The organism is Pelomonas dachongensis (assembly GCF_043555865.1).
GTDB classification, from domain to species: domain Bacteria; phylum Pseudomonadota; class Gammaproteobacteria; order Burkholderiales; family Burkholderiaceae_C; genus Pelomonas; species Pelomonas dachongensis.
This window is the reverse complement of sequence record NZ_JBIGHY010000003.1, coordinates 39,169-59,767: the sequence shown is the minus strand read 5'-3', so window position 1 is coordinate 59,767 and position 20,599 is coordinate 39,169. Positions and strand designations below refer to the sequence as shown.

Here is a 20,599-nt window from a genome sequence, read left to right as displayed (position 1 = left end):
CTGACTCAGGGGGCGGCGCCTGCGGTCCTGCGAGCCAGCAGGGCGCGCAGGTCGTCGGGCACGCGTTCGATGTCCAGCGGCTTGGTCCAGTACGCCGCAAAGCCGGCGGCCAGGGTGCGGCTGATCTCGTCGGGCATCGCGTCGGCCGACACCGCCACCGCTGGCACGGCGGCGAGCCGCGGGTCGGCCCGCAGTCGCTGGAGCAGCTGGCGGCCGTCGATGTCGGGCAGGTGCATGTCCAGCAGCAGCAGGTCGGGAGGATCGGCCCGCGCCAGCTCACAGGCAGCGTCCCCGCTGGTGGCCACGCGCAGCGTCACGCCCGGCAGGCCCGCCAGCACCGCCTCCATCAGCAGCGCGTTGACGGGATCGTCCTCGGCATAGAGCAGACGCCAGCATCCAGCTGCAGCGACCAGCGGCGCGGGTGGCCGCTGAGGGCGGGGTGCAGCGGCGTCGGGCACTGCGGCGCGTGGCAGCGTGAAGCTGAAGCAGCAGCCCTCGCCCTCGTTGGACTGCAGCTGCAGCGCGCTGCCCATGGCGTGCAGCAGGTGTCGGGTGATGACCAGCCCCAGGCCCGTGCCCTCCACACGGCTGCCCTCGGCGCCCAGCCGGTTGAAGGGCTGGAACAGCTGGCGCTGCTGGGCGGCGCTGAGCCCGGGGCCGTCGTCGCGCACCTGCATGCGCACCCACTCGGCCTCCAGACTCATCTGCACGGCCACGTGCCCGGCGGGTCGGGTGTACTTGACGGCGTTGGACACCAGGTTGTTCAGCACCTGCCGCAGCCGGCCTTCGTCGGCACGGGCGGTGAGGTCTGACTCCAGCTGCAGTTCCAGGCCGATGCCGCGCGCCAGCCGGGCCGGCTCCAGCGACAGGCACACCTGCTCCACCAGCGGCGCCAGCCGCACCGGCTGCAGGTCCAGGTGCAGATGGCCGGACTCGATACGGGTGATGTCCAGCACTTCGTCGATCAGCCGCAGCAGCTGCTGGCCGGCGCCGTGGATGATGCCCAGCCGCTGGCGGGCCTGTGCGTCGTGGCCGCCCGGGGCCTGCTCCAGCAGCCGCGAGAAGCCGATGATGGCGTTCAGCGGCGTGCGCAGCTCGTGGCTCATGCGCGCCAGGAAGTCGCTCTTGCTGCGGCTGGCGCGCTCCGCCGTGTCGCGCTCGCGCTCGGCGTTTTCGACGGCGATCTGCTCGCTCACGTCGACGATGGCGCCGTACCAGATCATGCGGCCGTCAGGGTCAGCATAGGGCTGGGCGTGCAACCGGTGCCAGCGCCATGCCGCGTTGGCCACGCGCGCGCGGAACTGCGACGACCAGATGGACAGCGCGCGCCCGGACGCGTCCCTCGCGGCCAGCAGGGCGGCGCGGTCGTCCTCATGCACGCGGTCGAGCCAGGGGCCATCGCTGAAATGCACGCTCTCCGGCGTCAGGCCATACAGCGAGATCAGGCCGGCACTGGCGTAGCTGAGCCAGGCTTGGCCATCGACGTCGCGCACGCACTCGAACAACACCAGGGGTGCGGCGTCGGCGGCGCGCTGCACCCGGGCCAGTTCGGCTTCGATACGCAGCCGCTCCCGCATCGGCGACAGCACCAGCTGAGCGACCTGCCCGTCGGGCCCCTCCACCAGGCTGGCACAGCAGAGCACGTGCACGTTGCCGGACACGGCGCGCAACGAGAGGCTCAGCTCCTGCACGTCGCCGTGCAGATGCAGCGTGGGCAGCAGGTGCGTGTGGTAAAGCACCCGCCCCGCACGGCTGAGCAGCTCGTCCACCGGGTGGCCAACCAGTGACGCAGGCGCCCGGCCCAGCCAGTCGCCCACGCAGGTGTTGGCGGCCAGGATGCACCCCTGCCTCCCGACACGCAGCACACCGACGGGCAGGCGTTCAAGCTCCGGCGGCAGTCCGGGCATCGAGCACCTCCTGGATCAACTGCATGGTCAATGCCGGGTGGCTGACATGCGGGCAGTGGCCTGAGATGTCGACCTCACGCAGGCGGCTCAGCGGCATGTGGCGGTGCATCCAGCGCCCCACCTCGGGCGGCGCGACGCTGTCGTGCAGGCTCTGGACAATGGTTGCGGGCACGCGGGCCCGGCCCACCAGCGCGCGGGCCTCGACGAGGAAGGCCAGCCGCGCAAAATGGCGTGCGATGCGCGGCTCCAGTGCGCACAGCGCCGTCTCGAACTGCTGCACCAGTTCCTGCGGATTGGCCTCGCCGATGGCCATGGGCGCCAGGAAGCGGGCCCAGCCGAAATGGTTGGACTCCATCAGGTGGAACATCTCGTCCAGGTCTTCACGTTCGAAGCCGCCGACATAGTCCGGCGGATCGTTGATGAAGCGGGGCGACGGCGCCAGCATCAGCAGGTGCTCGAACCGCTGGGGTTGCTGCTCGGCCGCCAGCAGCGCGATGACGCCGCCCACGGAATGGGCGACGCAGATGACCCGTTCCAGCCCGGCCGCGTCCAGCACGGCCAGCAGGTCGGCCGCGTAGCCCTTCAGGCTGGCGTGGTGCTGCACATCCCAGGCCGCCAGCGCGTCGCCGCAGCCGGCATGGTCGTAGACCAGGGTGCGATGCTGGGCCTCGAAGGCAGGCGCCACGAAGCGCCAGATGTTGCGATCACAGCCGAAGCCGTGCACGAACACCAGCGTGGTGTCCCCCTGCCCGCTGATGACGGCATGGTGGCGCTGCAGTGCCGCTTGGCTTCTCATGCCCTTCTCCCTGATGTGCGTGTCGCCCGCGGGAAGAGTATGGAGGGATATCCCCCGCGGGCGTCAAGGGTGCCAGACTGCGCTGGATCAAGGCGAGGCGATGTTTTTTTGCAAGGCGCGATGGCGCCGTGCCGCGCGCGTCAGGGGGCGGCCGGCTTCAGGTGCCTGCCCAGAAAGCTCTCCACGCGCCGCGCGAAGTCCAGCCGCGTGCTCATCTGCTGCCAGCCGTGCCCCTCGTTCTCGTACTCGACGTACTCGGGTGGGTTGCCGGCCTTGGTCATCGCGTCGCGCAGGCGGCGGCCGTGGTCCTTGGGCACGCGCACGTCGTCGGCGCCGTAAGCCAGCAGCAGCGGCGCCTTGATGCGTGACGCCTGGTGCACGGGCGACACCTCGATGAGCTGCGCGGCATCCTTCTTGGCGTCGCCGATCAGCTCGGGGTAGGCATGCCGGCGCGCATAGCCGTGCAGGTCGTCGACGACGAAGAAGCCGCCCTCCAGGTGCAGCGGCAGGTCGGCCACGCCGACCCAGCTGACGCCGCAGCGGAACAGCTCGGGATGGCGGATCAGACCCATGGCGGTGGCGTAGCCGCCGTAGCTGGCGCCCATCACGCAGGCGCTGTCGGTGGCCAGGCTCGTCTTGCGCGCCCACAGCAGCGCATCCGCCAGGTCGTCCTGCATGGCCAGGCCCCACTGCTTGAAGCCGGCCTTGAAGTGGGCATCGCCATAGCCCTGGCTGCCGCGGAACTCGGGCTCGATGACGAGGTAGCCGCGCGAGGCCAGGAACTGCGCCATCGGCTCCCAGCGCCAGTGACCGTTGCGCAGCCAGGGGCCGCCGTGGACCAGCACGACGGCGGGCGCCGGCTGGCCCGGCGCCACGCCTTGCGGCAGCGTCAGCCAGACCGGCAGGTCGCGGCCGTCGCGGGCCTGGATGCGCTGGAAATCCACCGCCGCCATCTGCTGGGCACGCGTGCCGGGCATGACGACGGCGACGTTCTCCCAGCGCTTCGTGTCAGCGCGGTAAAGGAGGTAGCGACCAGGGTCGCGGTCGGCGTAGGAGTGCACCAGCGCCACCATGTCCGGCGCGCCGCAGCGGCGGCAGTCGATGCGGTTGACGCGGCCGGGGAGGCGGGCGTCGGCTTCGGCCTGGAACTTCTTCATGGCCGGGTCGGTCCAGACCGTCACCTGCGAATCGGCATGCAGGCTCACGCCGAGCACGCCCTGGCCGGGGGCGCCGTGCAGCAGCTCGCCGCTGAAGTCGAACCCGGGCGCCTGCACGAGGGGTCGCGCGGCGGGCTTGCCAGCGGCGAAGTCGAAGGTCGTCAGCACCGCCTCGCGGGCCGGGCCGCGCGGCTCGGTCACGTAAAGCTGGCCATCGTCGGAGACGCCCAGCGCCGTGAACGGCGGCTCGACGAGCTTGAAGCTGGCCAGTTGCCGCCACTGGTCCGCGCCGGGCGCCAGCCAGTGCAGCACGCCGCGGCCATCATCGTCGTACAGACTCATGGCCACGCGTGGCTGGCCCTTGCTGTCGAAGATCCACTGCACCGCCCGCTCGGGCGGCGGGGGCATGTCCATCTTGCGCACCAGACCGCTCTTCACATTCAGCCACTTGGGCTCGACATGCCGCAACTGGAAGTCGAACCGGCCGACGATGACTTCATCGGGCCGCACGCCAGGCTGCTGCCGGGGCACGCTGAGCAAGACGTGGTCGGGGCGCAGGGAGTCCGACTGCTGCATGCAGGAGTCGATCTCGCTGCAGATCAGCTCGGCGAGCTTGCCGCCATCCGCGTCGACCGCGTACAGCCCCGGTAGGTGCGTGGTGTGGCGGGCTGGCTCGATCTTGCCGAGCTGGAACAGCAGGCGCTCGTCGTTGACCCAGTCGAACCAGGCGACGTCCTGTTTGGCGAAGAACGCCACCACCTTGGCCGGCTCACTGCTCTGCAGGTCCACCACCAGCAGGGCGGCGCGGCGGTTGTCGTGCACGCGTGTGAGGCCCACGTAGCGGCCGCCGGGCGACAGCTTGACCTGCAGCACAGCCGGATGCCTGAAGAAGATCTCGGCGGGCAGGGGCGGCGTGTCAGCCGCCGCCTGCACCGGAGCGACTCCGCCCAGTGCGATCGCCAGTGTCAGTGCCATCGTCACTGCAGTCGCGCATGCCAGCGCCCGGCTCAGCCCATCCATCCCTGTCTCCTTGTGCGTTCTTGGCGCGCGGATTATGGAGAGAAAGACAGCGCTATCCGCCTGCGGCACCTCGGTGGGTGAATGGTTCACACACCGCTCAGGCGGTCAGCTTCAGGCCCACGATGCCGGCCAGGATGAAGCCCACGCAGGTCAGGCGGGCGACCGTGGCGGGCTCGTGGAACAGCACCATGCCCAGCACCACCGTGCCGACGGCCCCGATGCCGGTCCACACTGCATAGGCGGTGCCCACCGGCAGCGTGCGCATCGCCACGCCCAGCAGCGCGACGCTGATGACCATGGCCGCCACGGTGCCGGCGGTGGGCCAGGGGCGCGTGAAGCCGTCCGTGTACTTGAGGCCGATGGCCCAGCCGACCTCGAACAGGCCGGCAATGACGAGAAGCAGCCAGGCCATGGCCCGTCTCCTGGCGCGTCGTGCGCGCAATGCCCGGGTCGTCCCGGGCGTCGGTCAGGCGGGCCCGGTCGTCCGGGCCGGCGGCTTCCGGGTGGAAGGCGCGGGCTCAGTGTAGGCAGGCGTGCTGTGGGCGCGGCCCATGCCCCAGGGCGGCATGGGTGGTTGCGCCGCCACAGTGGCCGGCGGTCGAAAGCCGGGCCAGCCGGCCGCTCAGCGCTGGCCCGTGCAGTTGGCGTAGAAGCTGGTGGTGGCAGGCCAGTCCGAGAACACGCCCATCACGCCGACCTGCTCGGCCAGCACGTCCAGCACGCGGTAGACATCGCCCTCGCGCTTGATGGCGGCATCGACCGTCTGCAGGTAGAAGCCGTTGTTGCCATCGGCCAGGATGCCGCTGCGCTCCAGCGACCAGGCAATGATGTCCAGCCCGGCCGCCCTGGCGTTGCGGGCGTAGGCCGAGGGCATCAGGTTGCCGCTGCTGTCAGCCGCCAGCAGCGCAAAGATGGGCGGGGCGACGATGCGGATGCCGGCGGCGCGGTAGGCCTTCAGCTGCTGCGCGGTGGGCAGGTCGGCCACCACGTTGGCGTCGTCCAGGTACACGGCCTGGCGACCGTAGGCCGGCTCGTTCCTGACCCAGTACAGCACGTCGTTGATGTCGAAGCTCTGCGGCCAGAGGTCGCGCGGCGGCACGCCCATCGCCTTGTGCTCGTCGATCATCTGTTGCGCGTAGGCGGCCTGCGTGTAGCCGTTGAACGGCATGGGCACGCTGGGCGACTTCAGCTCGGGCGTCATCTTCACGTCCAGCTGCTTGAACAGCGCGATGGCCTCCTTCAGCGTCAGCAGCGTGCCGCTGGTGGGGCCGGCGTGCAGGTCGGTGCGGAAGTTGGGCGTACCGGCCATGTACTCGGCCACCGTGCGGCCGCGCGGGTTGAACGCGTCCATCTTGCCGCGCAGCGTTTTGAACTCGGCCAGCGTCAGCTCCGATGTGCGGCACTCGGCCGCGGCCGGGGCGACCAGCGTGCCCGCCGCATCGAACTGCGCCGGCGTGAACGGCGTGACGCACTTGGCTGCCAGCGGCGTGGCGAGGATGTTGGTGGTGGTGTGCAGGTCGTTCTGCGCGTGGCGGCACACCAGCTGCCTGTCCTTCGTGAACGTCACGTCGCACTCGACGATGCCGGCGCCGCTGCGGGCCGCGGCCTCGTAGCTTTCCTTGGTGTGCTCCGGGAACATCAGCGGCGCACCGCGGTGGCCGATAGAGAACAGCGTGGGCTGGTACTGCTCGCGCGTGGCGGCGCAGCGCTGCAGCCGCTGCTTCAGCGGGCTGTCCGCCATCTCGTTGACGAGGAAGAACGGGCGCGGGCCCATCTGCACGCTGGCGATACCGTCACGGCCGCGCGGGTCGTGATGGCCGCCGCGGCGGTCGTTGTCGAAGTCGTGGGCGGAGGCGGGCAGGGCGGCCGCGCCCAGCGCGAGCAGGGCCAGGCGGGTGAGGAAATGGCGCATCGGGGTCTCCGTTGAGTCGATGCGCGCACGCTAGGCAGTGCGCGTGAACCCGGCGTGACAACAGGCGCGGCGCTGCGGGGTTAGGGGGAAGCGAGATGCAACAGACGCAAGCGCCCTGTCGCCGTCATGCGCGTGTCACTCAGCACCTCCCGGCCGCCAGGACGGCACGGATGAACGGCGCCTTCGCTTCGGTGTAGGCCGCCTTGTCCGCCGCATGCCGAGCGGCCAGCGCGCGCTTCAGCTCGCCGTAGCGCTGTGCCAGTGCGGCGTCGGCCCGCAGCGCGTCGCGAAACGCCAGGTGATCGCGCCACAGCACACCGCCACGCACGACGGCATGCAGGTGCACACGCGGCATGTCACCCGTCGCATCCCGCACGAAGTAGCGCCGCTCGGGCAGTTCGGTCTCGTACGCGGGCCGGTAGCGATAGCCCAGCGCCGCCAGTGCGGTTGTACGGGCTTCGACGGCCGCCAGGTTGTCGACGCCGAGCATCAAGTCCAGCACGGGCTTGGCGCAAAGGCCGGGTACGGCGGTGCTGCCGATGTGCTCGATGGCGCCAGGGGTGTCGCCCAGCACCGCGCGCAGCGCGGCGGCGGTGGCGTCGAACTGCGCCGGCCACCCGGGGTCGGGCTCGGCGAGGCGCACACCGCTCATGCGCGCCGGCCGTCAGGGCGCCGCGTACGGCCCCGCGCGCAGCGCGTCGGCCAGGCCCTTGCGGTTTTGCTGCAGCGCCACCATCGAGAAGTGGATGTGGCCGCTGCCGGGTGACTGCTGGCGGATGATCTCGATCTGCGCCAGCACCTCGTCGGGCTGCCAGCTCTGTGGCGTGTCGTTGATGCGGCTGGTGAACAGGCCCGGATGGATGGGCCGGCCCAGCGGGTTGTTGGCGCGCCAGGCCTGCAGCAGCGGCTCGAAGGCCTGGGCGGTCTGCGAGCGCGGCCAGTACAGCTGCGGCGCGAGGTAGTCCATCCAGCCCTCGCGCAGCCACAGCTCCACGTCGGCATACAGCTTGTCGTACTGGCTGAAGCCGCTGATGCCAGCCGGCCGCATGCCCGGCTTGGGAATGCCGAAGGGGCTGACGCCCACGCGCGTGCCGGGGCGCACCTCGTGGGCCATCGCGTACAGGCGCTGCACCAGCGTGTTGACGTTGTAGCGGCGCCAGTCGTGGCGGCTCAAGCTGCCGCCCTTGGCCACGTACTTCTGCCAGCTCGGCTCGTCGGGGAAGTCCACCTCCAGTTTGGTGGCGGGGTCGGTGATGGGGTAGGGGTAGAAGTAGTCGTCGATGTGCACGCCGTCCACCGCGTAGCGGCTCAACAGGTCGCTCACGACGGCCAGCGTGTGCTCGGCCGACGCCGGCTCGCCCGGGTCCATCCACAGCTGGTCGCCGTACCGGCGCACCCAGTCGGGGTGGGTGCGGCTGACGTGGCTCTCGTGCACCGGCGACTTGGCCGAGCTGTGGCGCGAGCGGTAGGGGTTGAACCAGGCGTGCAGTTCCAGCCCGCGCGCCTTGGCCTCGCGCAGCCACACGGCCAACGGGTCGTAGCCGGGGTGCTGGCCCTGCGTGCCGGTCAGGTACTCGCTCCACGGCTCCAGCTTCGATTCGTACAGCGCATCGTTGGCTGTGCGCACCTGCAGGATCAGCGCGTTCAGGCCGATGCGCTGGGCCGTGTCGCACATCGCCACGATCTCGGCCTGCTGCGCTTCGGCGCTCAGGCCCGGCTTGCTGGGCCAGTCGATGTTGGCGACGGTGGCGACCCACGCGGCGCGCCATTCGCGCGGCGGCGGCGGGCCCATCACGGCGGCCGGTCCGGCGGCGGGCGCGGACGTGGCGTTCAGCGCGGCCTCGCCGGGAGACACGGGGGCGGGCGGTGTGGCGCAGGCGGTCAGCAAGGGCAGGCTGGCGAGGCTCAGCAGTTCACGGCGTTTCATGGCATCAGACCTTCACGAACCAGTTCTTTCGATACATGAGCCACGCCACCGCGTACATGACGAGCACGAACGCGAGGGCGTGGAGCAGGGAGGCATTGACGGGCGCGAGCCCCGAATCGCGCAGTGGCGCATACAGCGCGCGGCCCAGGCTGGAGCCGTCGGCCAGCTTGATCGTGTAGAGCATCTTGGCGATGAAGCCCGACAGCACGAACAGGAACAGGGCGTTCATGCCGAACACGACCAGCGGGTGCAGCAGCCGCGCCCAGCGCGCGCGGGCCAGCGGCTGCGGTAGCGCGTCCAGCAGCCAGTGGAAGACGGCGAACACCACCAGCGCCCAGCCGGCCATCGTGAACACGAAGGGCGGTGTCCAAAGCGACTTGTTGATGGGCATCAGCCACGCGTCCAGCACCTGCCCCAGCCACAGCGACGCCAGGCCCCACAGCATCCAGGTCATCGTCTTCTCGGCCGGTTGCCGGTTCGACGCAATCACATAGCCGGCCAGTACGCCCAGCAGCTGAGTGGACACGGCCGGCAGCGTGCTCAGCAGGCCCTCGGGATCCCAGGTCTTGGCCTGCCGCCACAGGTGGCCGTCCATCAGCAACCGGTCCAGCCAGGCCCCGGCGTCCTTGCCGGGTTCCAGCAAGCCCGTGTGGACCACGCCGTCCGCATCCGGCACCGGCAGGCACAGCTGAATCAGCGAATAGATCGCCAACAGCAGCACGGCCCACAGCGCGACGCCGCGTGAGTTGCACCACAGCACGATGGGCGCCGCCGCCAGCGTACAAAGGCCCAGGCGCTGCAGCACGCCGGGGATGCGCACCGTGTCGAAGTTGAAGCTGGGGATGAGGTTCAGCAGCAAGCCGATGCCGATGATGACCAGCGCCCGGCGCGACGTGCTCAGCAGCAGCGCGGTCTTGTCCGCACCGGCCTGCGCGCGGCGGGCCAGGCTGATCGTCATCGCCATGCCGCTGATGAAGACGAAGAACGGGAACACCCAGTCCGTGAACGTCCAGCCATGCCACTTGGCATGCAGCAGCGGCGCGTAGACATGACCCCAGTCGCCCGGGTTGTTGACCAGCAGCATGGCCGCGATCGCGAAGCCGCGGAACGCGTCCAGGCTCAGCAAGCGCTTGTTCACGCGTCGGCTTTCTTCCCGAAGTTCTCGGGCACCTTGATCAGCGCCGTCATGACGAAGCTGGGAATGGTGGCCACCAGCACCCAGGCGAAGAAGGGCACATAGCCGATGTGATCCTGCAACCAGCCGCTCCACATGCCCGGGATCATCATGCCCAGCGCCATGAAGCCGGTGCAGATCGCGTAGTGCGCGGTTTTCTGCGGGCCGTCGGCCACGAGGATCATGTACATCAGGTAGGCCGTGAAGCCCAGGCCGTAGCCGAACTGCTCGACCGCCAGCGCGGCGCTGATGACGGCCAGGCTGGTCGGGTGCGTCAGCGCCAGTGCCAGGAAGGCGACGTTGGGCACGTGCATGGCCAGCACCAGCGGCCACAGCGCGCGCTTGAGCCCGAACCTGGAGATGACCCAGCCGCCCACCAGGCCGCCCAGCGTCAGCGCCGTCAGACCCACCGTGCCGTAGGCGATGCCCACCTGCTTGGTGGACAGGCCCAGGCCGCCCTGATCGACGGGGTCCAGCAGGAACGGCGTGGCCAGCTTCAGCAGCTGCGCCTCGGGGAAGCGGTACAGCAGCAGAAAGCCCAGCACGACGAGGATACCGGGCTTCTTGAAGTAGCTCGCGAACACGGCGAAGAACTCGGCCACAAGGCCGCGTGCGGCGCCGCCGCCCACGCCGCGCACGTCCGCCGCCGGCCGCGGCAGCACCAGCGCATGCCACAGGGCCAGCAGCACGAACAGGCCGCCCAGCAGCCAGAACACCCAGCTCCAGGCCTGCACGGCGCTGCCGGTGCGCTCGGTCAGTTCACCCGCCAGGTAGACCAGCCCGCCCTGACCGCCGATGTTGGCCAGGCGGTAGAAGGTGGAACGCACGCCGACGAAGGCGGCCTGCTGGTGCTGCGGCAGCGCCAGCATGTAGTAGCCGTCAGCCGCGATGTCGTGCGACGCCGACGCGAACGCCATCAGCCAGAACACCGCCAGCGTCATCTGGAAGGCGCGCTCGCCGGGTAACGTCAGCGCCACGCCGGCCAGCGCCGCGCCGATGAAGAACTGCAGCACCGTGACCCACAGTCGCTTGGTGCCGAACAACTCGGCCAGTGGCGACCACAGCGGCTTGATGACCCAGGGCAGGTAGAGCCAGCTGGTGTACAGCGCGATGTCGGTGTTGGAGAAGCCCAGGTTCTTGTACATGACGACCGACAAGGTCATCACGACGACATAGGGAATGCCTTGGCCGAAGTAGAGGCTGGGAATCCAGACCCAGGGGGAGCGTTTCATGCGCTCAGCGCTTGGCTGACGCTGCCGTCCGCCGCATCCAGCAGCGCCCGTGCCTCGCCGGCCGCGATGCCGCGCTTTAGCATCACCAGCGCCGTCTTCACATGGTGGTCGCAGTCGGCCAGCGCGGCTTGTGCGTCGGCTTCGCTGGCGCCCGAGGCGCGCACCGTCAGCGCCAGCGCCCGCTTCACGAGCTTGGCGTTGGTGGCCTTCAGGTCCACCATCAGGTTGCCGTAGACCTTGTTGAGTCGCACCATCAGCGCCGACGAAAACGTGTTCAGCGCGATCTTCTGCGAGGTGCCGGCCTTCAGCCGCGTGCTGCCGGAGATGACCTCGGCGCCGGTGTCCAGCGTGATGCCGATGTCGGCCTGCTGCGTGACGGGTGCATCCGGGTTGTTGGCAAAGCCGATGGTCAGTGCGCCGGCGGCGCGTGCGGCTTCCATTGCACCCAGCACGTAGGGCGTGCCGCCCGACGCCGCCAGCAGCAGGGCCACGTCGTTGGGGCCGGGCTTCAGCGCGGCGAGGTCGGCACCGCCTTGCGCGCGGTCGTCCTCGGCGCCCTCGACGGCGACGAACATCGCGCCCGCGCCCCCGGCCATTACCGCCACGGCGCGCTCGCGCGGCCACGAGAAGGTCGGGTACAGCTCCACGCTGTCCAGCACGCCGAGGCGACCCGAGGTGCCGGCACCGGCGTACAGCAGCCGGCCGCCCGCACGGATGCGCGGCAGCGCGGCGTCCACCGCTGCGGCCAGCTGCGGCATCGCGGCCTTCACGGCGGCGACAGCGGCGTTCTGGTCGTCGATGAAGGCCTCCAGCAGCGCGGGCGTGGCGTAGGTGTCCAGGTCGGGGTGGCGGGTGCTCGGGGTTTCGGTGTTCAGCATGGGGGGCGGCAGCAAAGCTGCCGCACTCTAGCCCCTGGCATCGAGGCATGACGAATGCCACGCGGCATTGCGGCCATAACGGCAGGTAATCAGAATGCGTGCGCCGGCTGTAAGGAGTGCTGTGCTCCGTCCGACGCAGGCTGGCAAGTCGATGCGGCGCAACCCGTCTCGACCTGTGGTGAACCCGATCTCAACCACTCATCCTTTTGGAGACCTCCATGAACGCATCCCTGAAGAACGGCCTGGGCATTGCAGCCGCTGCTGCTGCTCTGTTCGCGACTGCCGTGCCCACCACCGCCGCGGCGGCCGACGGCATGGTCAAGTGTTCCGGCGTGAACAGCTGCAAGGGCTCGTCGGAATGCAAGACCGCCAAGAGCGGCTGCAAGGGCCAGAACGGCTGCAAGGGCCAGGGCTGGGTCAGCAAGAAGACCGCCGACGAATGCACCAAGGCCGGCGGAAAAGTCGAAAAGTAAGCCCATCGCCAGAGGCGCGGCGGCCTGAGACGCCGCGCCGTTCCTCCCCTGCCATGAACCGAATCCAAGGCTTCGGCCTCGGGCTGCGCACCGAGCATTACGCCGCCTTCGAGGCCGGTGTCGATGCCAGCGTGCGGCCTGACTGGCTGGAGATCATTTCCGAGAACTACCTGGTGCCGGGTGGCCCGCCGCTGGCGCACCTGGAGCGCATTCGCGCGGACTACCCCCTGGTCATGCACGGCGTCTCGCTGTCCGTCGCCGGGCCCGAGCCCCTGGACCTGGCCTACCTGCGCGAGCTGAAGGGGCTGGCCGACCGGCTGCAGCCCGGCTGGGTGTCCGACCACCTCTGCTGGAGCGCCGATGCGCACGGCCAGCTGCACGACCTGCTGCCCGTGCCGCTGACCCGCGCCGCGCTGGACCACGTGGGCGGCCGCATCGCGCAAGCCCAAGACCTGCTGGGCCGGCCACTGGTGCTGGAGAACGTGTCCAGCTACGTGCGCTTCACGGCCGACGAGATGACGGAATGGGACTTCATCGTCCAGCTGCTGCAGGCCACCGGCGCGCGGCTGCTGCTGGACGTCAACAACGTCTACGTGTCCGGCCGCAACCACGGCTTCGACCCTGTCGCCTACCTGGACGCGATTCCCGCGGCCCTGGTGAGCCAGATCCACCTGGCCGGCCACGAGGACCGGGGCGACATCGTCATTGACACGCACGACCACCCGGTGCGCGACGAGGTCTGGGCGCTGTACGCGCATGCGCTGAAGCGCTTCGGCCGCGTGCCCACCATGATCGAGCGCGACGACCACATCCCGCCGTTGCCCGAGCTGCTGGCCGAACTGGGTCGCGCGCGGGCGCTTGCCGCATGAACGTCGCCGCACAACAGCAGGGGCTTGCCGCCGCCATCCGCGACGGCGCCGACGCCACCGACCTCCTGGCCGGCGACTTCTCCACGGGCCTGGCGGTCTACCGCCACGCCTACCGTGCGCGGCTGGTCGAGGCGCTGGCCGACAACTACACCGCGCTGGCCCGTGCGCTGGGCGACGAGGCTTTCGATGCGCTGGCCCAGGCCTACATCGCCGCACGGCCCAGCCGCCACCCGTCCATCCGCTGGTTCGGTCACCAACTGGCTGACTTCATGGCCGAGGTTGGCGACGACCTCGTGCCGCATGCCAGCCTCGTCGACTTCGCGCGCATGGACTGGGCGCTGCGCAGCGCCTTCGACGCCGCCGACGCGCCGCTGCTGCACTCCGCCACGCTGGCCGCGCTGAGCCCGGACGACTGGGCAGGCCTGGTGCTGCGCCTGCACCCCGGCGCGCAGCGCGTGCCGCTGTCCCATGCCATCGAGCCCGGCTGGCGGGCGCTGCGCGAGTGGGACCCTGAGTCCGGCGACGAGCCGCCCACATTGGAAGAGCCACAGCCGCACGAGCACACGCTGCTGGCCTGGCGCCAACACGGCGAGACGCGTTGGCGCTCGGTGGAGCCGCTGGAGGCCGTGCTGCTGCAGGCCGTGGCCGACGGCGAACCGTTCGCCATGCTTTGCGAGCGCGCCGGCACCGCGCCGGCCGTGGTCGCCGCACTGCAGCAATGGCTGGCTGACGGTTTGTTGAGATCGACTTGACCTACCCGGCCGCCGGGTGATGCCGGCTTGGCTATCCTGTGCCCCATCCGACCACCGAGGCCTTGCCATGTCCCGACTGCTGACTGCCCTGTTCACCGCGCTGCTCATCCCCGCCGCCCAGGCGGCCCTGAGCGTGGGTGCGCCGGCGCCCGACTTCACTGCCGAAGCCGCCGTGGGCGGCCAGGCCTTCAAGTTCAGCCTCGCCGAGACGCTGAAGAAAGGCCCCGTGGTGCTGTACTTCTACCCCAAGGCCTTCACCAGCGGCTGCACGGTCGAAGCCCATCAGTTCGCCGAGGCCACCGACAAGTTCAAGGCGTTCAACACCACCGTCATCGGCATGTCCAACGACAACATCGACACGTTGAAAAAGTTCAGCGTGGAGGCCTGCCGCAACAAGTTCGCCGTCGCCGCGGATGCTGCCGGCAAGACCATCAAGGACTACGAAGTGAACCTGAAGATGGTGCCCGGCACCATGGCCGACCGTGTGTCCTACCTGATCGGCACGGACGGCAAGATCGCCGCTGTGCACGCCAGCATGAACCCCGATGGCCACATCGACGCGATGCTGAAGGCCGCCGAGAAGCTGAAGAAGTGATCTCGGCCCTCGGCGCGGCCGAGCTGCTGGCTGCCTACCGCAGCGGCACGCTGTCGCCGGTGGACGTGATGCAGGCGGTGCTCGCGCAGGCCGCCGCGCGCGAAGGCGAGCTGCATGCGCTGTGCGCCGTTGAGGCCGATGCGGCGCTGGTCGCTGCCCGGGCCAGCGAGGCGCGCTGGCGGGCCGGCACACCGCTCGCGTTGGACGGCGTGCCCGTCACGTTGAAGGAGAACATCGCCGTGCCCGGCGCGGCCTACCGGCTGGGCACGGCCGCGACGCCCGACGACGCCGTGGCGCGCTTCGAAGCCCCGCCCGCCGCGCGGCTGCGCGAGGCCGGTGCCATTGCTTGGGCGCGCACCACCATGCCCGACTACGGCATGCTGAGTTCGGGCCTGTCCAGCCTCTACCCCGAACCAGCGCGAAACCCTTGGGACACGTCGCTGACGCCCGGAGGGTCCAGCGCCGGTGCTGCCGCCGCGGCCGCCGCAGGCTACGGCCCGCTGCACCTGGGCACCGACATCGGCGGCTCCATCCGGCTGCCCGCGGGCTGGTGCGGCCTGGTGGGCCTCAAGCCCAGCCATGGGCGCGTACCCATCCAGCCGGCCTACGCCGGCCGCGTCGCCGGGCCGTTGACGCGCACGGTGGACGACGCCGCGCTGATGCTGGCCACGCTGGCCCGGCCCGATGCGCGCGACGCCACGCAGCTGCCGCCCGGTGCCGTGCTGCCGCGCCCGCTGGACCTGCGCAGCCTGCGCATCGGCCTGTGGCTGGACGCCGGCTGGGGCGAGGCACCGCAACCCGAGGTGCTGGCGGCCGTCACTGCCGCCGCCCGCGCGTTCGAGTCGCAGGGCGCCATCGTCGAGCCGGTGCCCGCGTTCACGACGCGCGCGATGGCCGACGGCATTGACCGTTTCTGGCGCATGCGCTCGTGGCTGGACATTTCGGCCCTGCCGCCCGAGCGTCGCGTCAAGGTGCTGCCCTACATCCTCGACTGGGTGGCGCCCGCCGCCCGCTACGACGGCGCCGCCGTCTTCAACGGCTACAGCCAGATGCAGGCGCTGCGCGAGGCAGCCAACGCGGCCATGGACGGGCCTCAACCGTTCGACTTCGTGCTGTCGCCCGTCAGCCCCATGCCGGCCTACCCCGCCCACCAGGCCAGCCCGCTGCACGACCCGGCGCGGCCCTTCGAGCACATCGCGTTCACGCTGCCGTTCAACATGAGCGAGCAGCCGGCGCTGGCGATCAACGCGGGCTACATGGCGGCAGGTTTGCCCATCGGCCTGCAGATCATCGGCCGCCGCTTCGACGATGCCGGTGTGCTGGCGCTGGGCGCGTGGTGGGAGCGCCTGAGACCGCCGCAGCGCCCGTGGCCGCTGGACGGTAGGTGACGCCGCAGGGCCGCCAGCCGACGCGCGTTGATCGGACGATCAGGCCGACGATCTGCCTAGAAAAACTCGGGATGCCGCGCAGCCAGCGAACTCTCGAACTGCTGGATGGCGCGGAAGTTGGCAAAACCAGGCGCCATCTTTCGGCCGATATCCCAGCAGCGCCACGCGCGCGGCGTGTCGTACTCGACAAACAAGGTGTCGCCCAAATCCTTGTAGGCACCGGCGATGAAGGGATGGGATTTCAGAACTTCAACGAAGAGCTGTTGAGCGGCCCCTCGCTCGCCGAGCATCGCGCGGTTGTTCGCCTCGAAGATCCGCAGCATGTGCGTCTTGGTCGTGGTGCTTTTGCCGATATCGGCCAGGTCGGCGATCGCCTGGGTCAGGGCATCCTTGGACTTGGCGCTCAGCGCTCCCGTCAGCCGGCGCACGGCGTCGTTGGTCTGGATCAGCTGTTTCTGCTCCGCCGTCAGCGGCGCCGGGGCCTCGCCGGTCATCAGGGTCCACTCATAGAAGCCCAGGAAGGCGTCGAGTCCCCGTCCCTCGCGCAGCGCGCTCTCCAGCTCATCCTTGCTGCGCTGTCGCGCGCTCGACATGTCGTCCGGCGTGAGCGCCGCCGCGCGGTCCAGGGCCTGGTCCACTGGGTGGTCTGATCCGGACGCCGGCCGCAGCGGGAATGCCGACGCGTCAAATGGGGGCACCGGGTTTGAGTGCACATGCCGAACGACCACCGTCTGCGTGGTGGTTCCGCCGGCGTCGTAGGTGACCAGCGAGAACTGCGCCGGGATTGAATCCGCCTGGGCGAGCGCACTGAGAATCTGCGGATGGCCGCCAAATGTGTACCGGACCAGCTGGGCGAACATCCGCGCCTCGCCGGGTGACGCGGGCATCAGGCGGGCGCCGCGTCGAAACATCACGTTCGGGCCGGCATAGAACACCTCGGCAGCGCCCTCGGTCTTGACCTGCAGCGGCGCGGACGGCTTGTCCTGCACTGACAGGTTGTGTTCATTGTCGACTTGCGCCATGACGGAGTCGCCCAGCTTTGCTGCGGACATCGCGGCTCCCAAGGTGTTGCGATTCTTGAGTTCGTAGGTGCGAAAGCCAACGGTGTCGTACAGCGAGTAATCGACGCGGGTCTTCGTGCGGCCATCAATCACCCAACGCTTGCGGGCAGCAAAGTCGTAGACGGTGGTCGCGTCGGCCGATGCAACCCTGATGGACTTGTCGCTGAGCGCCACGTCCAGCGTGGATTGGCGGTCCGCAGGAACGCCCGACGCACCGGCCTTCGCCTGGACGTGGCGGCCCACCTCCAACTGAAGGCTCACGTCCGCTCGTGCCGGCATCGCGACCAGCCAAGCCATCGCAGGCATCCATCCGAGCACGAATGCCGCAGTGGGCTTCAGGAATGTTGACACGATGCTCCCTTGGTTCTTGCTCAACGTTTCATGAGGCGGTCGAGCCTGTTGTTTCATCAATACCCGCCGGGCCGAAAGCGGCCGATCACGACCGGCCGGTCCTGGCCTGCTGTTCATGCTAACGGACCCAACGCAGCCCCCGGCGAGGGGGCACGGCGCCGCTCAGGCGCGCGGTGGTGGTGCCTGCGGTGGCAAGCCTGCGGCCACCAGGTCGGCATTGACCATCTCCCACGCGGCCTCGAAGTTGTCGGCGCGCCGCACCGGCCGCGTGGCGCGCCAGATGTCCATCAGCGCCGGCAGGCGCTCGATGCCGGGAATGCCCGGCTGCACGACGAACACCGTTGAAATGGCCACCAGTCCGCGCGACGTGAACGCCTCGATGCTCTGGCGCAGCTGGGCCAGGGCGTCGCCGTCCATCGCCATGCTGCCGCGGATCTCGACGAGGTCGCCGAAGCGGTGGTCCACCGGCAGCCGCTTGCCGGCCAGCGCGATGGCGCGCTTGACGGCCGCCATCAGCCCCGCGTCGAACGGCCCTTCGGCGCGCGACATCAGCACGCGGCCCTGCACGCTCACGCTGACACGGCCGAAGCTGGGCGTGGATCGTCGGGATGGCGGCCGGGCAGGTGCTGGGCACATGATCTTGTGTGCCGATTCTGCACGTTCGACGAAGGAGTCTGCGATGTTGACCCTCTATGGCAGCAAGGGTTCCGGCAGCGCCGCCGTGGAGGCCGCGCTGGTGGTTGCGGGGCTGGCCTACACCGGCGTGGATGCCGCCACCTGGACACCCGGCCCCGGCTACGACGCCTTGCTGCGCGTCAACCCCTTGGGCCAGATCCCGACGCTGGTGCTGGCCGACGGCACGGTGATGACCGAGAGCGCCGCCATCCTCATCCACCTGGGCCTGACCGCGGCGCCGGGCCTGCTGCTGCCGCTGGACGCCGGCGCGCGGGCACGGGCACTGCGCGGGCTGGTCTACATCGCGGCAAACTGCTATGCGGCCATCAGCGTGCTCGACTACCCCGAGCGCTGGTGCGAGCCCTGCGATGACGCGATGAAGGAGCGCATCCGGGCTGGCACCCGCGCGCGGCTGCATCACCACTGGCAGGTGTTCGCCGACGAGTTCGGCATCGGCTTCGACGCCGGCTCGCCCGGCGCGCTGGAGTTGCTGGCCACGGTGGTGTCGCGGTGGTCCGGCGCGCGGGCGGACCTGCTGGCGCAGCGGCCGGCCTTCCACGCGCAGCTGGCGCGCGTCGAGCAGCACGCGGACGTCGCCGCCGTGTTCCAGCGCCACTGGCCCTGAGCGTCGCAACGATCCGCGTGGGGCGTCCCGTGACGCCCGGTGTGGGCGTTGGCGTCGGCGCCGGCACTTGCCATCAGCGGCCGCTTCATTAGCATGGCCGGCACACGACCGAGGAGACGTCATGGACCTGGCCACCTGGATGCGCAGTTTCACGATCCGCACCCGCATGCACGGCGCGATCGCCCTGGTGCTGCTGATGTTCGCCGCGCTGGGCCTGACGGGCCTGCTGGGCGGGCGGCAGCTCATGACGCTCAACAGCGAGGTCACGACGCACGCCATGCGCGACCTGCAGAACCTCGCCGCCATCCGGCAGGGGCTGGCGGACGTGCGCCTGCAGGAAAAGGAGATGGTGATCGCCTACGAGGATGCCGACCAGGTGAAGCAGTTGCGCCAGCGCTGGAACGAGGCTGCGGAGCGCTTGCAGAAGTCGCTGCAGGGCTTGCAGGCCGGAAAGCAGGAGGACAACCAGGCCGCCGCCGCCGAGGCGCTGAAGTTCTTGCAGGACTACCGCAATGGCGCGCAGGGCGTGCTGAACCAGATCGAGGCCGGCGGCTTCGACACCGCCAAGGTGGCCGACCGCATGCTGAACCGCCCCAAAGCGGCCATGCGCGAGATCGAGCAGCGCGTGGAGCGCGTGGCCGGCCTGGTCGAGCAGCAGGCGCTGGCCGCGGAGGCGGAGTTCGGTGCCGAGATTGCGCGCATCGGTTGGCGCTCGCTGGCGGTGCTGGTGCTGGTCATGGTGCTGGTGGTGCCGCTGACGCTGATCAACGCCGCCACCATCATCAACCCCATGCGCTATGCCGGCACGGTGGCGCAGTCCATCGCCGGCGGGCAGCTGGGCAACAACATCCGCGTGGAAGGCCGCGACGAGTCGGCCGACCTGCTGCGGGCGCTGGACGCCATGCAGTCCAGCCTGCGCGACTTGGTGCGCCAGGTGAAGACCTCGGCGCACAGCATCGAGACGGCCAGCAGCGAGGTGGCCTCGGGCAACCAGGACCTGAGCCAGCGCACCGAGCAGGCGGCCTCCAGCCTGCAGGAGACGACTAGTTCGATGGAGGACCTGACCAGCGGCGTGCGCCACGGCGCCGATGCTGCCGGCAAGGCGCGCCAGCTGGCTGCGGGTGCGGCCGAGGTGGCGCGGCGCGGCGGCCAGGAGGTGGCCGAGGTCGTCACGACGATGGACCAGATCAACGACAGCTCGCGGCGCATCGGCGACATCGTGGGCCTGATCGACAGCATTGCCTTCCAGACCAACATCCTGGCGCTGAATGCGGCCGTGGAGGCCGCGCGCGCCGGAGAGCAGGGGCGCGGATTCGCCGTGGTGGCCAGCGAGGTGCGGGCGCTGGCCCAGCGCTCGGCCGGCGCGGCACGCGAGATCAAGACGCTGATCGGCGCCAGCGTGGAGCGCGCCGAAGCGGGCGCGCGGCTGGTGCAGCATGCGGGGCAGACGATGCAGGAGATCGTCGACAACGTGCAGCAGGTCAGCGACATGATCGGCGAGGTGGCCACCGGCGCGGCCGACCAGAGTGCGCGCATCGTGCAGATCAATGGCGCAGTCACGCAGCTGGACCACATGACCCAGCAGAACGCGGCGCTGGTGGAGCAGTCCGCCGCGGCCGCCGACAGCCTGCGCCAGCAGCTGCAGCTGCTGACGGGCGCCGTGGCTCAGTTCAAGGTCTGACCCTTGGGCAGCCACAGGCCGCGCCGCTCCTGGGGCGACGGGCCTAGAATGTAGCCATAGCGCCGATTTGTTCCGGATTGCGGGCGCTCTACAAATGCCGCTAAACAGGGCGCTCCGACCAACCGG

Annotated in this window: 19 protein-coding genes and 1 riboswitch; of the genes, 7 read left to right on the top strand and 12 right to left on the bottom strand. The window is 69.9% G+C overall.

What is annotated here, in order from left to right; translation table 11 throughout:
• Positions 1-5: 5 nt before the first annotated feature.
• The 10 genes from ACG02S_RS09510 to ACG02S_RS09465 form a co-directional block, all read right to left on the bottom strand.
• Positions 6-1,907, bottom strand: a complete 1,902-nt coding sequence (locus tag ACG02S_RS09510; protein ID WP_394470212.1) for a hybrid sensor histidine kinase/response regulator — start codon at positions 1,905-1,907, stop codon at positions 6-8.
• Complete coding sequence (locus tag ACG02S_RS09505) at positions 1,882-2,703, bottom strand: alpha/beta fold hydrolase (RefSeq protein ID WP_394470211.1); 822 nt, start codon at positions 2,701-2,703, stop codon at positions 1,882-1,884. Before ACG02S_RS09505 ends, ACG02S_RS09510 begins: the two co-directional genes overlap by 26 nt.
• 140 nt (positions 2,704-2,843) lie before the next feature.
• A complete protein-coding gene (locus ACG02S_RS09500) occupies positions 2,844-4,835 on the bottom strand; it encodes an alpha/beta hydrolase family protein (RefSeq protein ID WP_394470210.1) in 1,992 nt (663 codons plus the stop codon).
• A gap of 142 nt (positions 4,836-4,977) precedes the next feature.
• Positions 4,978-5,292, bottom strand: a complete 315-nt coding sequence (sugE, locus tag ACG02S_RS09495) for a quaternary ammonium compound efflux SMR transporter SugE (protein WP_394470209.1) — start codon at positions 5,290-5,292, stop codon at positions 4,978-4,980.
• 210 nt (positions 5,293-5,502) lie between these two features.
• The gene (locus ACG02S_RS09490; protein WP_394470208.1) at positions 5,503-6,792 is read right to left on the bottom strand and encodes a glycerophosphodiester phosphodiesterase family protein; all 1,290 of its coding nucleotides are present in this window, start codon (positions 6,790-6,792) and stop codon (positions 5,503-5,505) included.
• Between the two features lie 139 nt (positions 6,793-6,931).
• Positions 6,932-7,444: a GrpB family protein gene (locus tag ACG02S_RS09485; RefSeq protein ID WP_394470207.1), complete on the bottom strand. Its 513-nt coding sequence runs from the start codon at positions 7,442-7,444 to the stop codon at positions 6,932-6,934.
• Positions 7,445-7,456: 12 nt separating this feature from the next.
• Positions 7,457-8,719, bottom strand: a complete 1,263-nt coding sequence (locus ACG02S_RS09480) for a glycoside hydrolase family 10-like protein (protein ID WP_394470206.1) — start codon at positions 8,717-8,719, stop codon at positions 7,457-7,459.
• A gap of 4 nt (positions 8,720-8,723) precedes the next feature.
• Entirely contained in the window at positions 8,724-9,857 is a 1,134-nt protein-coding gene (locus ACG02S_RS09475; protein WP_394470205.1) for an acyltransferase family protein, read from the bottom strand.
• The gene (locus ACG02S_RS09470) at positions 9,854-11,125 is read right to left on the bottom strand and encodes an MFS transporter (protein WP_394470204.1); all 1,272 of its coding nucleotides are present in this window, start codon (positions 11,123-11,125) and stop codon (positions 9,854-9,856) included. Before ACG02S_RS09470 ends, ACG02S_RS09475 begins: the two co-directional genes overlap by 4 nt.
• Positions 11,122-12,003: an N-acetylmuramic acid 6-phosphate etherase gene (locus ACG02S_RS09465; protein ID WP_394470203.1), complete on the bottom strand. Its 882-nt coding sequence runs from the start codon at positions 12,001-12,003 to the stop codon at positions 11,122-11,124. The genes ACG02S_RS09470 and ACG02S_RS09465 overlap by 4 nt, the downstream gene beginning before the upstream one ends.
• Before the next feature lie 218 nt (positions 12,004-12,221).
• Here ACG02S_RS09465 and bufA2 point away from each other — a divergent pair, with 218 nt between their 5' ends.
• From bufA2 to ACG02S_RS09440, 5 genes are all read left to right on the top strand, one after another.
• Entirely contained in the window at positions 12,222-12,476 is a 255-nt protein-coding gene (bufA2, locus tag ACG02S_RS09460) for a BufA2 family periplasmic bufferin-type metallophore (RefSeq protein WP_394470202.1), read from the top strand.
• A gap of 53 nt (positions 12,477-12,529) precedes the next feature.
• Positions 12,530-13,345 (top strand): MNIO family bufferin maturase, encoded by an 816-nt coding sequence (gene bufB, locus ACG02S_RS09455; RefSeq protein WP_394470201.1) that lies wholly within the window; start codon positions 12,530-12,532, stop codon positions 13,343-13,345.
• Positions 13,342-14,097, top strand: coding sequence for an HvfC/BufC family peptide modification chaperone (locus ACG02S_RS09450; RefSeq protein ID WP_394470200.1), 756 nt, complete (start codon positions 13,342-13,344; stop codon positions 14,095-14,097). The genes bufB and ACG02S_RS09450 overlap by 4 nt, the downstream gene beginning before the upstream one ends.
• Before the next feature lie 67 nt (positions 14,098-14,164).
• Complete coding sequence (locus tag ACG02S_RS09445) at positions 14,165-14,692, top strand: peroxiredoxin (protein ID WP_394470199.1); 528 nt, start codon at positions 14,165-14,167, stop codon at positions 14,690-14,692.
• Positions 14,692-16,080 (top strand): amidase, encoded by a 1,389-nt coding sequence (locus ACG02S_RS09440; protein ID WP_394470709.1) that lies wholly within the window; start codon positions 14,692-14,694, stop codon positions 16,078-16,080. Before ACG02S_RS09445 ends, ACG02S_RS09440 begins: the two co-directional genes overlap by 1 nt.
• A 56-nt stretch (positions 16,081-16,136) precedes the next feature.
• Here the strand turns inward: ACG02S_RS09440 and ACG02S_RS09435 are convergent, their stop codons facing one another.
• Both ACG02S_RS09435 and ACG02S_RS09430 read right to left on the bottom strand, forming a co-directional pair.
• Positions 16,137-17,516, bottom strand: coding sequence for a hypothetical protein (locus ACG02S_RS09435; protein ID WP_394470198.1), 1,380 nt, complete (start codon positions 17,514-17,516; stop codon positions 16,137-16,139).
• A gap of 138 nt (positions 17,517-17,654) precedes the next feature.
• Positions 17,655-18,128 carry a hypothetical protein gene (locus tag ACG02S_RS09430; protein WP_394470197.1) on the bottom strand — a complete coding sequence of 158 codons (474 nt, stop codon included), beginning with the start codon at positions 18,126-18,128 and terminating at the stop codon, positions 17,655-17,657.
• Positions 18,129-18,171: 43 nt separating this feature from the next.
• Between ACG02S_RS09430 and ACG02S_RS09425 the strand changes: the two genes are divergently transcribed.
• Positions 18,172-18,792, top strand: a complete 621-nt coding sequence (locus tag ACG02S_RS09425; RefSeq protein ID WP_394470196.1) for a glutathione S-transferase — start codon at positions 18,172-18,174, stop codon at positions 18,790-18,792.
• A 121-nt stretch (positions 18,793-18,913) separates the two neighbouring features.
• Positions 18,914-20,473: a methyl-accepting chemotaxis protein gene (locus tag ACG02S_RS09420; protein WP_394470195.1), complete on the top strand. Its 1,560-nt coding sequence runs from the start codon at positions 18,914-18,916 to the stop codon at positions 20,471-20,473.
• 49 nt (positions 20,474-20,522) lie between these two features.
• A riboswitch (SAM riboswitch) is annotated at positions 20,523-20,598 on the top strand.
• The last annotated feature ends 1 nt before the right edge of the window (position 20,599 follow it).